Below are 15,543 nucleotides of genomic sequence, written 5' to 3'. Positions count from 1 at the left end.
GCTACATGGGTTCGGAAACCACAGCGGAGACCGTACAAGGGGCCACTGACACCAGCGGGGTGACCTTCGACAAATGATCAATAGAAGCCAGGGTGTGAATCAGGCGGGAATAGAGACGCGCGATATCGATCACGATTGCACGCAAAGATATGCCGAGGTGGCCGACTCGGACATGCTCCCACCGCCCCCGGCTGCTCGGGCGAGTCATCACGCCACGGCCAACCCGCAGACTGGGCAACCCCGGTGTCCCCTCGAGTGCGGGACCAGCCACTGGTTGCAGTCGGGCGTCGGCCCCCTCGCCACACGTGCTGCGCCGCGAACTTCGTGCGCGATAGAACACTGGCGCAACAGCGGAATCGTCTCCATCGAACGAATCCTGGCCGAGGAAACCAGCCCCGACAGTGAATTCGACACCCTCGTCCGGCAGTTCCCCACCCGGGCCGGGTGAACACCGTTGATTCGAGCTTGATAGTCCAGTCAGTCACCGAACGGGCAAAGACGGCCGATAACCGAGGTGTCTCCAGTGCGGAACGCAGTCGCTCTGCCAGCGACACCCAGGCGATCAACCGCCGATGTCGATGCCCTTCAGCAGCTCCGGCGTGATGTCCTCGATGCCGTCTTCGATGGCGGTGATGGCTGCCTGGCAGATGAGCTGGGACAGGAGTTTGAGGTAGCCGCCGGTGCGGCGGTGCAGGTACTTGGCCTCACGGACGAGTGCGTGGGGCGAGAGCCGGTGCAGGCAGAGGGCCTCTTCGAAGCTGCGCAAGACGCTGGGCCAGGTCTCCTGGTCGCCGTCGTACAGCGGGATGGGGTCGAGCCAGGTCACCGGCAGCCGGCTGGGATCCGCCTGGGGGAGGACCTTGTGCTGCCTGCCGTCCTCGCCGGCGATGACCGGCGCCCGCAGACTCAGGCCCTGATATGCCTCGCTGAGGCCGTCCGCCTTCACGCGGGCCGCCCGTACGATCTCGCGGGCACCGGTGCCGCAGAAGACGGTCGTGATGCCGAGCTCCTCGCGTAGGTCGTCGAAGTAGTGCAGCACCGGCACGAGTTGGTCGGGGTGCACCCGCTGCATACCGTCCACGAGCAGCAGTTGGGTCCAGCGCCGCTCCAGAACGTGCCACACCGACTGCGAGAGGTCGGGCGTGCGCCTGGGCTGACGCACCTCGTCCTCGGTCAGTGGCGCCGGGGCCAGGCCCAGGAACTCGGCGATCGCCCATACCCAGTTCACGAGGCTGTCCGCATCCCGCGGGGCCATGATGTGCACCACGGGGATCCGGTCGTCGTGCGCTTCCTCGATGGTGGTCTGGAATTCCCGGCCGATGGCCCGCAGCAGGAAGGTCTTGCCGGTGCCGGGCGGCCCGTCGATCACCCGGTCCATCAACCCCTCGCGCCGGTTGCGGTTGACCAGAAGCAGCCGGTGCGTCTTCAACAGCGCCGCATCGAAGGGGGGATTGGGGACCAGCAGCAGATGCCCGTGGTAGCGCAGGCGGGGGTCGTCGGAGGTGACCGGGGTACCGAGCGGGGCAAAGTCCGCGATCTCGGGGCGCTCGATCATCTCGTGGACGTAGGCGTTCCAGCCTTGCAGGGTGAAGATCCAGCGTGGCGCCATCGGCGCGGCCCGTGCATGGTCAAGGATCTGTCGTTCCCGCTCGGCGCGTGCGGCGGTGCGTGCGGCGGCGGAGGTTGCCACGGTGTCCTCCTGGGGGACGGAAGGGGAGCCCGCCGTGCCCCCACGGGCGCGGTCGGTGGGCAGCTGTCTCTTACGGAGCGTCTGCGTCGTTGGGTGCCGGGGGCCGGTCGATCTCCCGGCCGGCGATGGGCAGGGCCGGGTAGGCGGTGACCGCCTCGATGTCGATGGACACTCCCGCATACGGGTCCACCACCGGCTCGGGCTCTACGGCCACTTCCAGCCCCTGGAACGGGATCTTGGGGGCGGCCTTCCCGGCGCGGCCGGGGCCCTGGCGCAGTGAACGGCGCAGTGCCCGCACCGCTTTGACGATCGCCAGCTGGTCGTCCTTGCGGCCGCCGTTGTCCACGACCGCCGCGGTGCCCCGCTCCCACAGATCCTGCGTCCACCGGTCGTCGAGCAGGTCCCGGTAGATGAACTCCACCTCGATCCATTCCTGCGTGTACAGGTGGTCGAAGAGGTGGGCCACCTCGGGGTGGTAGGGGTTGTAGCGCGCTTTGAACCGGTCGTTGTGTTCGTTGATCCCGGACCGCTGCTCGATCAGCAGCCGCATCCGTCGGTCCGTACTCTGGTAGGTGCGGTTCTCGATGGTGATGCCCTTGTCGGAGATCTTCACCCAGGCCGGGATCAGCATCTCGCGTGCCTCGGCCGCGGTGATCGGCCGCGGCCGGTAGCCCGTCATGGGCATCAGCTGCGCGTACATCTCGTTCGGCGACAGAACCAGGCCCGGGGTGAACGGGCTGCGCAGCCCCTTGTGCGGTGTCTGCTGGTAGTCGAGGGCGACCCACTGCTCGGCCAGGTCCTGCAGCGTGTTGATGGGATACAGAGGGCCTTTGTCGACCCCCAGCCCTCGGTGGGCGAAGCCGGTACCGGTCCAGCCCACCACGTGCTGGCTGAACCGGCTGCCCAGGGTGCGAAAGAACCGCTCCTTGATCGGCTTGTCGGTCGGGGTGTCCTTGCGCGCGTACACGATGGTGATGTCGAGCATCTCGCACACGTACTTGAAGTGTTCACTCAGGTAGGGGCTGCCCTGGTCGGTGATCACCGTGCGTGGATGGATGACCGGACGCGCCGCCACGGCACGGGCGAACCGCTCATCGGCGTCGCGCAAGTCCTGGTACGGCAGCGCCGAGTTGGCGGCCAGTGCCAGGGGATCCCAGTGCGGGCGCCAGGCAAGCGGGGCAAAGCACTGCGCCAGCAGCAGCACCAGGTCGTAGGCCCGAGTCGCCCGGCCGCCGATCCGCTTGCCCGGTGAACCCTCCCCGGTGACCACCGGGACAACCATCACAGCGCAGTTGGAACGTGACGCCACATCGATCGCCGAGGTCAGCTCGGCCGAGATGACCTCGGCGTTGTCCCCGAGCGCCCTCACCTTCAGCGGCGAGGTGTCGATCTGCACCACCTCACCCGGCCGCAGCGCATGAGAGGGCCGGTAGGGAGGAGGCGGTTTACTGGCTCGTTGGGCGCGCCGCTTCGTGGGGGCGGCCAGGTACTCGGCGAGCCCGGTGTCCTCCATCCGCCGGTAGAACGTGGCCCGCTTCAGCAGCAGTCGCTGCGCCTCCTGCGGATCCTCCAACTCCGCCTTGAAGCGGTCCTGGACGACGTCCAGCACCTCCTCCCAGACGGCCTGGATGTCCACCCCTGACCCGCGGCCGTGGCCCATCACCACTTCGCGCATGATCTCGATGACCCGCGGGTCGGTGCGATGCCCGACCTCGCGCGGGCGCCGCTCGATCAGAACCAGCGGATTTTCGCCCGCGCGCTTCCACTTCAGCCGCATCGACTCCAGCGTCTTGGCGCTGATCTCAATGCCTGCAGCCGCCAACTCCCGTGACTTGCACGCATAACGCTGGGCCAGCGTCGTTTCTCCCGGCTCGTATCCGGGCCGGGCCCGGCTGCTGCCAGGCAACAGCCCGGTGTCGAGCTCCTTCATATGCCGATGCCACCGCCTGGCCTCCTTGCGCTGGGCCTTGGACGGCGGAGCATCCAAGGCAGGCATCGGAGTCGACGTGACGGGGGAGCCGTCACCGTCCAGCACGGCGAAGCCCGGCACGGAGACCATTGCGGCGTACAGCACCTCCACCGGCGTGGACGTCTCCTCGGACAGGAGCACGACGTTCGCACCGTGAAAGGCCACCACCTGGTGGGCCACGCCCTGCCACAGCACCCGATCGCCCAGACGCACCTGCCCCGGTGTGAACGCGTCCGGCCCGCTCATGCCGCTCCATCGGCAAGCCACGCCGTCGCACGAGGCATCAGGGGCTGGTCCCAGTGGATCTCCAGACGGCGCTGCCACACCAGCCGGTACACCAGATCAAGTGCCGCGGCGTACGGCACGCCACTGGCCCGCGCGCCCTCACCGATGGGGCGCTCGCGGCGAAAGGCCTCCTCGACCGCATCCTGCTCCGCGGCCGGCACCCGCACCGCCTGCCGATAGTCGGCGGCCCACTCCAGATTGGCCAGGCGCATCCCCTCTGGCACATGCCGCACCGATACCTGCCAGCCGGCCGCCATCGCGACCTGGCGTGCGACCTCCAGATCCTCCCGCCACTGGGGGCCGTCCTTCTCGGGCTTTACGAGCACGATCCGGCGCGCCCCGGTGACCGTGCGCACCACGAAATCCGGGCGCCAGCGCCGCTTGCCCCGCGCGCCCTGCCAGTGCAGTTCCGCCGGCTCCCCGCCGATCCAGGCGATCTCCGGATCGAAGTCCAGCTCCAGCGCCACCCGACGGCGCCGCAGCGAACCGCACACCACGTGCCCACCGGTCGTGGCACACCACCAGTCGGAGAGCTTCCCGGGACGACCGTGAAAGGCCACCGGCTCGCTCGGCGGACGCCGCTCCTCCAACGCCACCCCCACCAGGCTGGCCGGTGCCGCCGACACCAGCTCCCCTCGCTCATCCAGATGACACACCCGCACGTCACGCATGGCACCTCCCCGCCGATCCCAGGATGGCCGCGTCCGGCAGCGCACAGCGGGCCGGCAGCGAGACGTCCCCCGTTCGAGGGGCATGCTCTTGACAGAACCGTCACGACGGTCCCCGCCCCTTGAGCGGGGCCCCGGCGGGCGGGGTCCCCGGCGCGTCGGCCGCGAGGCGGGAGAGCCGACATGCGCCACGAGGCAGCAGCGCGGCGGAGGGGGCCGTCAGCCGGCAAAGCGGCGCAGCGCGCAGGATGTTCCGCACGCCGGCACTCAGCCGTGCGGAGCGGTTGGGTCGGGGCGGCGTGCGCCGAGTGGCGCAGGCAGCTTTCGTCAGCCCAGAGTCTCCTCAAGGGCTCATACGGCGGGCATGCACGAGCGCTGCTGCAGGGAGCCGGTACGGGCGGCAATCCGGTTGTGCCGCTCCGCCAGCACGGGCTGCCGCCGTCCTGCCGCAGTGGGTATGGCTGCCGCGGCAGGACGGCTGTGGCGCTCGAGCCACTGCAACAGCGCGTTCTTGCCCGCGGAAAAGTCGATGTCCCACACGTCCGCCTGATGCTGCACCAGGGCCAGCCACCGGGCCCGGTCCTGCGGCGTGCGCCGCCCGGACTGCTCGAACCGCAGCATCAGCCAGGCCAGCCCGACCGCCTCGGGGAAGACGACCAGTGGGACGGCACGCGCCGAACGGGCCCCCAGCCCCGCCGTCCAGGCCCGCCGCACCCACACCAGCGTGTCGGGCGCATGCGTCCACCACTGGTACATGACCTGGCAGGCGTCGGCGAACAACTCCTCGCCGGCCGACTTGAATCTGCGCTGCAACCGCAGCCTGTCCCGGTGCGCTGTCACGCACTCCGCCAGCGCGGCCAACGACACAGCCTCCGGATCGGTGCTGCGCGAGTCGTCCGTCCACCGCAGATGCCGGCCGCACAGCTGCCAGCTGTCCGCCGACATCAGCCACACCCGCTCACCGACCCGCCGCCGGTGTCCGCACGACGGGCACCACGGCACCAGATGCCCGCCCTCCGCTTCCCACGGCCACTGCCACACCGCCGGCCCCGTGCCGGGCAGCAGCAGGTCATCCGCCAGTGACGGCAACGCCCACTGCAGCAGCTCCACGTCCAGGCCCGACAGCACCGACAGATAGGTGCGGCCCGCCGCGTTCACCTTCATCTCGGTGTACTGCGGATACTTCTCCACCTGCTCCGGATCCCGGGACGCTTCGCCCTGCCCGACACGCTCGAGGAACGACACCAGATCCAGACCGTTGGCCCGCCCCAGCCGCCGCACGAACGATCCGGTCGACTCTCCGCCCACCGGCCGTACCTGTACCGGCAGCGGACGGCTCGGCCCCAGCAAACCCGTCAAGTCCATGGGACTTCCCTCCCCACCACGGCACACCCCATCAGGACACTCGTGCCGCTTCGCGCAGGCAGTCAAGACCCGACAACTCCTTCGAGTGAACCTTTCCCGGCCCCGGTCACGGCCTGCCGGGAACCTCCTCACCCTCGGGCCAGGACCGCCACGAGAATCAGGGGAGGACCACACGTGGCCACACTGACCCTCAACGGACTCAAGACCCCGTTGCACGGTCACCAGGACATGGCGGTGGATGCCATCGTCACCGACTTCGCCGAAGGCGCCACCCGCGTCACCACGACCATGGCCACCGGAACCGGTAAAACCCATGTCGCCCTCCACGCCGTCCAGGAGACCGCACCCCAGGGCCGGGCCCTCGTCCTGGTCCCCTCGCAGGCCCTGCTGGAACAGACCGCGGAAACCTGGCGCAGGGAGGGACGGTCTGGCCGCTACCTGGGCGTCTGCTCGCCCGACGAGGCACTCAGCCGCTCCCTGGCCAAGACGCTGACCGTGGCGAACACGCCCGAGCGCCTCGCGGAGGCCGCCGCAGACACCGACGGCCCCCTCAACGTGTTCTGCACCTACCAGTCGCTCTTCAAAGTCGTCCAGGCACACGCCGACCACCACCTGCCGCACTGGGACGTCGTCGTCGCCGACGAGGCCCACCACACCGCGGGCCGTCTCGACAAAGCCTGGGGCGCCGTCCACGACAACGACGCCCTTCCCGCACGCCACCGCCTCTACATGACCGCCACGTTCCGCAAGTTCGAGCGCCGAGGGCCGGAACCCGACGTCGAAGTCGCCTCCATGGACGACCAGAGCCTGTACGGGCCCGTCGTGTACCGCCTCTCCATGGCCGAAGCCATCCAGCAGGGCCTGCTCGCGGACTACCGCATCAGCGTCATCACGATCACCGACAAGGATCTGCGCCGCATCCTGCGCAGCACCCTCAGCTCCTACACCGGCGAAGCGCTGCGGGCCGCCGCCGCCCAAGTCGCCCTCCTGGTGGCACAGAAGCGCTACGACCTCAGACGCACCCTCAGCTTCCACCCTTGTATCGCGGCAGCCGAGGCCTGCGCCGAAACACTGCCGCAGACCGCCGCCCGCATGCCCGGCTATGACACCTCACGGCTCCAGGTCAACACCGTCAACTCCAAACAGAAGCCCTTCGACCGCTACCAGAACTACGCCGCCTTCCGTACCGCCCCGCTCTCCACCCACCCGGCCGACACCCAGCCGCGCCGGGCAGTCTTGACCAACTGCCGCTGCTGCGCCGAGGGCATCGACATCCCCGCCATCGACTCCCTGCTGTTCGCCCACCCCAAGACCAGCACCATCGACATCGTCCAGTCCGTCGGCCGCTCCCTGCGCCAGACCCCCGGCGACGGCAAGGTCTCCACCATCATCATCCCCGTCTACACCGCACCGGGCGAGGAGATCGGGCAGGCCACCCGACGCACCCGGTTCCACCTGATCTACCAAGTCCTCATCGAACTCAGCGTCTACGACGAGCACGTCTTCCACCGCGTCGAATACCTCAGCGGCGACGGCGAACCCACCCAGCCCGAACTCGCAGCCCGTCCCGAACGCGTCGACGAGATCCTCGCCGTGCTGGGCCTCGACCACGTCGAGGCCCCCAACCAGGTCTGGGAGATGGGCTTCGAACAGGCCCAGCGCTACCACGCCGAACACGGCGACCTCGACGTCGCCAGCCGGCACAAGACCACCGACCGCTTCTACCTGGGCTGGTGGCTCGGCCAGCAGCGCTCCCTGCACGCCAACCGCATGCTCCTGCCCGACCGTGTCAAACGCCTGGCCGCACTCGGCATGACCTGGCAGCACCCGTCCCGCAGCATCGAATACAAACTCGACATCGCCCGCGACTACACCGCCCAGCACGGCCACCTGGCGCCCCGTAGCAACGAACACCACGCAGGCATCGCCCTGGGCCGCCACGTCGCCGACTGGCGCCGAGAAGCCCGCCAGCGCACGCTCCCGCACTGCTACCACCGCGCCCTCAACGACATCTACCCCTGGTGGGCCTTCCGGTGGAAAGAGGAGTGGAAACGCACCTACGCCACCGCCCTCAAGGCCGCCCGACGCGGCGACCTCGCCTTCCCCGACCTCAGCCCGGACAGCGACGACAGCTCCCTCACCCGCTGGCTCGACCACCAGATCGACCGCCTCGACACCCTCACCGAGATGCAGCACAACCTCCTCGGCGCCCTCCCGCTCGACCACCCCCTCGCCCTCCTGCTGCGCCCGCCGCGCGGCGCATCCGCGTGCGCCTTCACCCGCGGACTGCGCGCCGCCCGCACCTTCTGGCGCTCCCACCAGCACCTCAACGTTCCCCGCACCTACCCGTGCACCATCGACGGCTATCCCCTCGACCTGGGCCGCTGGATCAGAGAACGGCGCCGCAACCCCGCCCAGCTCACCCGCGAACAACTGGACGCGCTGCAGGCCCTCGACATGCGCTGGACCTGACCGGGCGCGGGGGCAGCAGCTCGGTATCCGGCACCAAGGCAGGTGCTGCTCCCGTGCGCCGTGGCTTCCACGGTGAGGCAACAGGCCATGAACCGAACCATCCATGGCACAGGGCAAGCCGGGAGCACCGAGGTATACCCTGACTCTCTGCGCACGATGTGCGTTTGACGTGTGATTCGATGTTCGTTTCAGGTAGGGTGGAGGTGGAGGTAGCTCTTGATGTCCGACGAGCACAACGGGCTCTTCGCATCGGTCGATGCCCTGCTGGAGCAGGCGGCAGCGGACGCGCTGCCGGATCCCGCCGAACGCAAGCGCCTGCGTGAAGCCGCAGGCCTGAGCCAGGACCAAGTTGCGAACGCATTGACGGTGCGACGGGAGACGGTCACCGGCTGGGAATCGGGACGCACCGAACCGCGCCCTCCCAAGCGGGCCGCCTACATCCGTCTTCTCGACGGCCTCGCTGCCCGCTTCCCCGCCCCCGAGCCGCCCTCCGGCTCGGCGTCGGGACCTAGCACCAGCCCAACTGTCATCTCGCAGCCGCAAGCGCCCACGTCGCCCGTCGTGCCCGCCTCAGACCGGGCAACCCCGGTTCGGCCGCCGGTGGCGGCGCGCCGACCAACGGTCAAGAAGACCGCGGCCCCGGCCGCCGGGGACGCGCGCTTCGCCAACGGGCCGCTCGCCGTCGTCGACGGGGACGGTTCGGCGTACTGCACCGGCGGCCTGGTCCTCGACTGCCCGCTCACCGATCTCCCCACGCTGGTTGAGTGGACGCTGCGCGAGGCGGACCTGGGCGCTGCCCGCCTGCACCGCTCGGGCAAGGACGCCGACCCGCTGATCGTGCTGACCACCTCCGCCGTCCAACGCCTTGGCCTGCCAGCCGTGTTGGAGGACCGGCGCGGCCTGCGCCTGCCCGACGACCACCCGGCGCTGAAACAACTCGCCGCGGCGCAATGGAAGTTGACGAAGCGCGGCTTCGGCCCGTGGGCGCGGGTCTACCGCACGGCCGACGGTGCACGCCGCCAGTGCGTGCAGTTCGCCGTCGTCCCCTGGGGCGCGCTCGACACCCGCTCCTGGGGGACAGCACACCAGCTGCAGCCGGCCGAACTCGCCCGCCTGCTGGGCACCTACGCCACTCGCGTGCTCACCCCGTGCGGCTCCACCGCCGTCACCGGACTGGAACTGATGACCGCGCTGCGCCCGCCTACCCGCGCGGTCAAGGACCCTGCCACCGGCAGCTGGATCTCCGGCCCGATGCCCGGCTCTCTGAGTGAACCGGTCGAGTGCGCCCCGCCCGAGGCTCCCGACGGCCATCCGGCCGTCGCCGCCCTGTATCCCCGCTTCCATCAGCGCACCCCCGACCAGGTGCTGGACGAAGAGGCCTACCAGTGGGCGAGGCCGCTGACGGACGCGGAATGCATGAAGCCCTACGTGGTCGGCATCGACGTCAACATGGCCTTCGCCGCGGCCGCCAACCGCCTGACCGTCGGCCTGTCCGCCCCCGTCCACGTCCACCAGCCGGTCTTCGACGCGAAACTGCCCGGCTCCTGGCTGGTCGACCTCTCCCACATCCACCTCGACGAGCGCCTGCCCAGCCCGTTCACCCCCCACGGCGAACGCCCCACAGGTCCGGCCTGGTACGCCACCCCGACCGTCGCCTACGCGGTCGAACTCGGCTACCCCGTCACCCCTCATGAGGCCTATCTGCGCTACGAGCACGGCCCCTATCTGGACGCCTGGTACACCCGACTGCGCGACGCCTACGTCGCCACGATGGCCGAACTCGGCATCACCCCCGGCATGCCCGAGGAGCAGTTCCTGACTGCGATGGCCGGCCACCAGCACACCGACCCCGTCCTTGCCGCCGTGCTCAGCGCCATCAAGGCCACCGTCAAGGGAGGAATCGGCAAACTGCGCGAGCGGGCCCGCAGCGGCGGCTGGCGGCCGGGTGAGCCCTGGCCTGCCCTCGCCCGCCCCACCTGGCGCCCCGACATCCGCGCCGCCGTCATCGCCAACGCCCGCATCAACATGCACCGCAAGATGCTCAAGCTTGCCGCCGAAGCAGACCTGTACCCGGTGGCGGTCCTCTCAGACTGCGCCGTCTACGCCTCCGACGGCCCCAGCCCCCTCGATTTCCTCCCCTACAAGGACGGCAAGCCCCTGCCCGGCGGCTTCCGGCTCGGCGTCTCGCCCGGCATGGTCAAACACGAGGGCACCCAGAGCGTGCTGTGGGCCGAAGGACTCACCGAGCAATACGGTCCGGACGTGAACATCGCCCGGCACATCAAGACGGGCATCGTCTCCGGCCAGGACGACGGGGAGTAGACCTCGATGGGCATCCTCGCCGACAGCCTCGACAGAGCCGACGCCGCGCACTTCACCCGCCCCATCCCCAAGTCGGCCAAGACACAAATGCAGTACCTGGTGAGACAGGCCAAGGGCACCAAAGCAGCAGCCGACCTGCTCGGCATCACCCAACGCACCGTCGAGCGCTACCTCAAGGGACAGCTCAAACAGCCCCGCCACGACCTTGCCGAACGCCTTGCCGCCGAGGTCCGCAAACGGTGGCAGCCCCGCGTCCGTGCCAGGGCGAAGAAGCAGGCCGCCACCACCGGCGGCATCTACATCGACACCCGAGCGCGATTCGGGTTCACCGCAGCCCCTGGCACCACCGACGACCCGCGGCTGCGGCCCATCACCCAAGGACTGCCGCCCGCCTACGCGACACGACTCTTCGACGCTCACGCCGCCGGCGCCACCGAGCAACAGTTGAAGGACATCGTCGCCGAAGGCCTCCAGGAGATCTACTTCAAAGACCGCGGACGCCGCGCGCAGGGCCTGCTCGTGGAATTCACCGACATCGACTACATCGACCTCGACTACTGACCGCCTTGCGATTTGGTACGCGGATCGGGCGTGTTGAGCCGAAGCACGCTAGTTTGTCGCATAGGCAGGCTTGTGGTCACCTGCGAGGCTTGACGCCGGCGGCGTGGCCGTCCGCCCAGGTCGTTTTCCTCAACTCTTGACGCCTCTGCGATCTGCTGGGCGGCCTGGGCGGGGGTGAGGCGCGTGGTGTCGACGACCTCGGCCTCGGCGTGCAGCCACGTACGGGCCGCCTCGGCGTAGGACTCAAGGTATTGGAGGCGGAATGGGGAGTTGGGGCCAAGAACAGTGTCGCCCGCGATGCGCCCGCGGAGGGTGTCCTGGTCGGCATGGAGGACGAAGTGCCGGACCGGAATGGCATGCTGGGCAAGGCCCGAGCTGATCTCGCGCCAGTACTGCTCGACCAGGACCGTCATGGGCATCACCAGGGTGCCGCCGGTGTAGTCGAGGATGCGTCGGGCGGTCTCGACTACGAGCGGCCGCCACGGCGGCCAGTGCTGAAAGTTGTCCGTCGCGGGCAGCCCTGGCGTGATGTCCATGAGCGTCTCGTCGACCTTCTCGGCGTCGAACACCCGTGAATCCGGGATCAGCTGCTGCACGAGCACACTGGTCGTCGCCTTGCCTGCGCCATGGGTGCCGTTGAGCCATACGATCACGAGACTCGACGCTAGCGTCGTGGGGCCGCGGGAACATGCATAGCAGCAATCCGGTATGGCTTCGGCGTGTCTCGGGGTGGTGTCAACCACCAAGATCAGGTGTCACCTATCTCGCAAGGTCGCGGTCGATCGCCTTGGCCAACTGCTCGGCGTGGACGTCGAGTAGCGGCTTGAGGGCTCGGTAGTAGGGGAGGCCGTCCCGTGTGTCAGTCTGCCTGAGTCAGTGGCAGACGTTGTGCCGCTGTCGGCTCCAGACGGTGCGGAGTTCGGGGTCGTGGGCGATGGGTGGTGGGCAGAGTGCGAACTCGCGTTCGCCTTCAGTAGACGCAGGTCCAGATGTAGACGCTGACGGCGAGGCGTTTGCGGTCATCGCTGATGGATGCGCGCTGCCCCAGGAGGATCGGCAGCTGGGTGACCATGTGAAGTTTCCGCCCGCCGGGTCTTCTCGCCGGCCGGCCACGCGTAGAAGGAGGAGCGGGCTTCCTTCAGCAGCCGGCACAGGAGAGCAACGCCGTGGTCGGCGGCCAGCCTCCGCAGCCGGCGCAGAACCCGGAGTTGGGATTCCACAGCGTCGTCGTTGCGGTCATCCTTGCCCGCCCCGAACGCCGCTGGGTCGGCGCGGCTTGGGCAGCCCGGCATGACCGGATCACGCCGGTGACGCTGCGGCTCGACGGCCCCGCCGGGTGACGCCACGTAGGAGGTCTGGCCCGCTAGAGCGAGCGGCGCCTTGCCTGATCCATCCTCCGGGGCGTCATTGCGTGAGTGCGGTCGCCCAACTGCCCACAGAACTCGCGCGTAGTGGCCGCCTTCGCGACAGACGCCCGATCGGGCCGTGACCTGCAGGAAAGCGTACGGCAGACCGGTTCCGGGAAGCGGGCCGTCTCGGATCGCTGGCGTCAGGCGAGGGTCCGGTTCACGGTGTCGACGAGATCTGCCAGGCACTGTTCAGCCTCTTGGCACGTGCGCGGGGCGTGGCCGGCGAGCCCGGTGTGCAGCAGGTGCCCGACTCGCTCGATGAACTGCTTCTCCTCCTGGCTGTGCGCTGTCCACGCTGAACAGCAGCGCCAGGCGAGAGCTGTCGCTGATGGTGACGGTGATGATGTCCGATTCCTGCATGGTGATCATCTCCTGTGTCATGGCTGGCCCCGTCCCACGGGCGGTGTGTGGCGGCGGCCTTCGTCGCGCAGGGTGAGAGCCAGCCGGGCTTACCGCCGCTGTAGTGATCGTTTTTGGAGCCTGATTGGCTAGGTCCAGTCGTCGTCGGGGTCGTTGCGGCCGACGAGCATGTCGTCGAGGAGTTCCTTGGTGATGGCTTCGATGTCGTCCTCGATGGCTTGCTGGGCGGTCTGGCAGAGGAGTTGGTCGAGGGTGTCCGTGTAGCGGATGAGGACGCTGAAACGTCTTCACTTCGCCGTGCCGGCCGCGGCGAGCGGGACCCTTTCGGTCTCGGTGAGCGCGGTGACGAAGTCGTCCAGGTCGGCTCCGAGGGGGGTGTCGCAGGCCCAGACCGCCTCGTAGGTGATCTCGATGGGTGTCCCGGCCTGGAGGAGGGGACGGCAGCTGGTGTGCTCGTGTGTGATCTTCGAGCGGGGCAGGAGTGCTGCGCCCAGACCCATGGCTGCCCACTCGTCCACCGCCCGGAAGCTGGCGGCTTCGCCCGGGTAGGTGCGCAGCGGCAGGCCGTGGCTGTGAAAGAGCTCAGTGGTGAAGGCGGTCAGTCCGCAGGTGCGGGGCCCGAGGATGTAGGTGGCGTCGGCTGCGGCCTTGAGCTCGACCGGACTGTCGGCCCCGGAGGCGGCGGGGTCGATCACGACCAGTGGTTCGCGGGCGATGACGCGGTGCCGGAAGGCGGGCATGCCGGGTACGGCGGGGACGAGGACGATGTCCAGGCGGCCTGTCTGAAGGTCGCTGCGCAGGGGGGCGAGGTCGGCCTCCCGCAGGACCAGATCGCGTGGACGGTCCAGGGCGCGGGCGGCCTGGAAGGCACGGCTGACGAGGTCGGGCCCGATCAGGGGCGAAATGCCCATGCGGATCGTTTCGGTGAGTGGACGGGCCAGCCGCTGGGTCTCGGCGACAAGCGTGTCCAGAGCGTCAAGGACCTGGTCGATCAGGGGCAGGATCTGTGCGCCGTGCACAGTGGGCTTTACCCCGCGCGGTGAGCGGTCGAAGAGTTTCACGCCGACTTCCGCCTCCAGCCGGGCGATGCCGTTCGACAGGGCCGGCTGCGTCACCCCGTAAGCCCGTGCAGCAGCACTGAACGACTCCGTGCGGGAGACGGCCTGGGCGTAGCGAAGTGCCTCGATGTTCATGCTCTCTCCTTGGCCATAACCATGGGCCATGCCCACATTCCTCATGATCCTCTACCGGCGTAGAGCGCAGCGTCCTACGGTCGGAGGCGTCTCCGCTGCGGCATCGGCCGTGTCCGACAGTGGGTAAGGCATCCTTCATAATCGGCAAAAAACAACTAACTGGACCTTTTGTTCTATTCCACCCACTGTGGGAGATGTGCCTGCTGGCGTCGGTTTCCGTGCCATGCGCCGCGCAAGTATCAGCAGCGGGGTTGCCGCCTCTCCAGGGACTTGTCGCTGACGTGCGTCAGTCGTTCCGGCAGCCGTCCACCTGTCCTGGGCGCAGGCCTGGCGAGACGACGGATCGGTCGGCCGCGGCCCGTACGAAAACTCCTCTGACATGTAAGAACGCACACTTAGGAGCACACCTATGCCCAACAACACGTTCGACTTCACCGGCAAGAAGGTCATCGTCATCGGCGGTACCAGCGGTATCGGGCTGGCTGCCGCCCGCCGTGTCCTTGAGGGCGGCGGCAGCGCCGTCGTCACCGGCCGGAGCAAGGCCAGCGCCGCCAAGGCGGTGGCCGATCTGGCTGAGTCCGGAAACGCTGTCGGCCTGGCGGCCGATCTGTTCGACCACGCCTGCGTGGAACGTCTGCGCGGCGACCTGACGGAGCATCATGCCGACGCCACTCTTCTCGTCAACGCCGCGGGCGTCTTCGAGCCGAAGTCCTTCCTGGAGCACACCCCGGAGGACTACGACCACTACCAGGCCATCACTCGGGCCTTCTACTTCCTGACCCAGACCGTCGCCGGCAACATCATCGCCCGCGGGAGCAAGGGGGCCATCGTCAACATCGGAGGCATGCTGGCGCATCAGGCCATGGCCGCCACACCGTCCTCGGCGTACTCGGTGGCCAAGGCCGGCCTGCACTCCCTTACCCAGCACCTGGCCATGGAACTCGCTCCGCACGGCATTCGCGTCAACACGGTGGCTCCTGCCGTGGTCCGCACCCCCATCTATGAGGCGTTCATCCCGAAGGACGAAATCGACTCCGCGCTCGATGCGTTCAACACATTCCATCCCCTCGGCCGCACCGGAGACCCCGACGACGTCGCCCCCACCGTGGCGTTCCTCCTGTCCGACCATGCCGACTGGGTCACCGGCGCCACCTGGGACGTCGACGGCGGGGTCAGGGCCGGGCGCAACAACTACTGACCGGCCGACCCCCCTATTCCCGCACACGCCCAGCAGGGCGGGCCGCCGCCA

At 68.8% G+C, this 15,543-nt stretch carries 10 protein-coding genes and 1 pseudogene; 5 read left to right on the top strand and 6 right to left on the bottom strand.

Annotated features, from left to right (window positions below):
* Nucleotides 1-562: 562 nt before the first annotated feature.
* The 4 genes from ACWCQS_RS41295 to ACWCQS_RS41280 all read right to left on the bottom strand — a co-directional run bounded on the left by ACWCQS_RS41295 (nt 563) and on the right by ACWCQS_RS41280 (nt 5,977).
* Nucleotides 563-1,690, bottom strand: a complete 1,128-nt coding sequence (locus ACWCQS_RS41295) for an AAA family ATPase (RefSeq protein ID WP_451009275.1) — start codon at nt 1,688-1,690, stop codon at nt 563-565.
* 70 nt (nt 1,691-1,760) lie between these two features.
* Nucleotides 1,761-3,905: a transposase gene (locus ACWCQS_RS41290; protein ID WP_451009274.1), complete on the bottom strand. Its 2,145-nt coding sequence runs from the start codon at nt 3,903-3,905 to the stop codon at nt 1,761-1,763.
* Complete coding sequence (locus tag ACWCQS_RS41285; RefSeq protein ID WP_451009273.1) at nt 3,902-4,615, bottom strand: TnsA-like heteromeric transposase endonuclease subunit; 714 nt, start codon at nt 4,613-4,615, stop codon at nt 3,902-3,904. The genes ACWCQS_RS41290 and ACWCQS_RS41285 overlap by 4 nt, the downstream gene beginning before the upstream one ends.
* 348 nt (nt 4,616-4,963) lie before the next feature.
* A complete protein-coding gene (locus ACWCQS_RS41280; RefSeq protein WP_451009272.1) occupies nt 4,964-5,977 on the bottom strand; it encodes a TniQ family protein in 1,014 nt (337 codons plus the stop codon).
* Between the two features lie 174 nt (nt 5,978-6,151).
* Here ACWCQS_RS41280 and ACWCQS_RS41275 point away from each other — a divergent pair, with 174 nt between their 5' ends.
* The 3 genes from ACWCQS_RS41275 (at nt 6,152) to tpg (ending at nt 11,332) form a co-directional block, all read left to right on the top strand.
* Entirely contained in the window at nt 6,152-8,449 is a 2,298-nt protein-coding gene (locus ACWCQS_RS41275; protein WP_451009271.1) for a Helicase associated domain protein, read from the top strand.
* 219 nt (nt 8,450-8,668) lie between these two features.
* A complete protein-coding gene (gene tap, locus ACWCQS_RS41270) occupies nt 8,669-10,771 on the top strand; it encodes a telomere-associated protein Tap (RefSeq protein WP_451009270.1) in 2,103 nt (700 codons plus the stop codon).
* Nucleotides 10,772-10,777: 6 nt separating this feature from the next.
* A complete protein-coding gene (gene tpg / locus ACWCQS_RS41265; RefSeq protein WP_451009269.1) occupies nt 10,778-11,332 on the top strand; it encodes a telomere-protecting terminal protein Tpg in 555 nt (184 codons plus the stop codon).
* Nucleotides 11,333-11,472: 140 nt separating this feature from the next.
* On the opposite strand, the pseudogene ACWCQS_RS41260 reads toward tpg, so the two are convergent.
* Nucleotides 11,473-11,985 (bottom strand): annotated as a pseudogene (locus ACWCQS_RS41260) (ATP-binding protein); the annotation flags it as partial.
* A gap of 513 nt (nt 11,986-12,498) precedes the next feature.
* Between ACWCQS_RS41260 and ACWCQS_RS41255 the strand changes: the two are divergent.
* Nucleotides 12,499-12,672, top strand: coding sequence for a hypothetical protein (locus ACWCQS_RS41255; RefSeq protein ID WP_451009268.1), 174 nt, complete (start codon nt 12,499-12,501; stop codon nt 12,670-12,672).
* Between the two features lie 716 nt (nt 12,673-13,388).
* Here ACWCQS_RS41255 and ACWCQS_RS41250 read toward each other — a convergent pair.
* Entirely contained in the window at nt 13,389-14,294 is a 906-nt protein-coding gene (locus ACWCQS_RS41250; protein WP_451009267.1) for a LysR family transcriptional regulator, read from the bottom strand.
* A gap of 409 nt (nt 14,295-14,703) precedes the next feature.
* Here ACWCQS_RS41250 and ACWCQS_RS41245 point away from each other — a divergent pair, with 409 nt between their 5' ends.
* The gene (locus ACWCQS_RS41245) at nt 14,704-15,492 is read left to right on the top strand and encodes an SDR family NAD(P)-dependent oxidoreductase (RefSeq protein ID WP_451009266.1); all 789 of its coding nucleotides are present in this window, start codon (nt 14,704-14,706) and stop codon (nt 15,490-15,492) included.
* Nucleotides 15,493-15,543: the final 51 nt, after the last annotated feature.

The organism is Streptomyces sp. NPDC002076 (genome assembly GCF_053593835.1).
The sequence above is the reverse complement of the archived record's forward strand: the minus strand, read 5'-3'. Positions and strand labels throughout refer to the sequence as shown.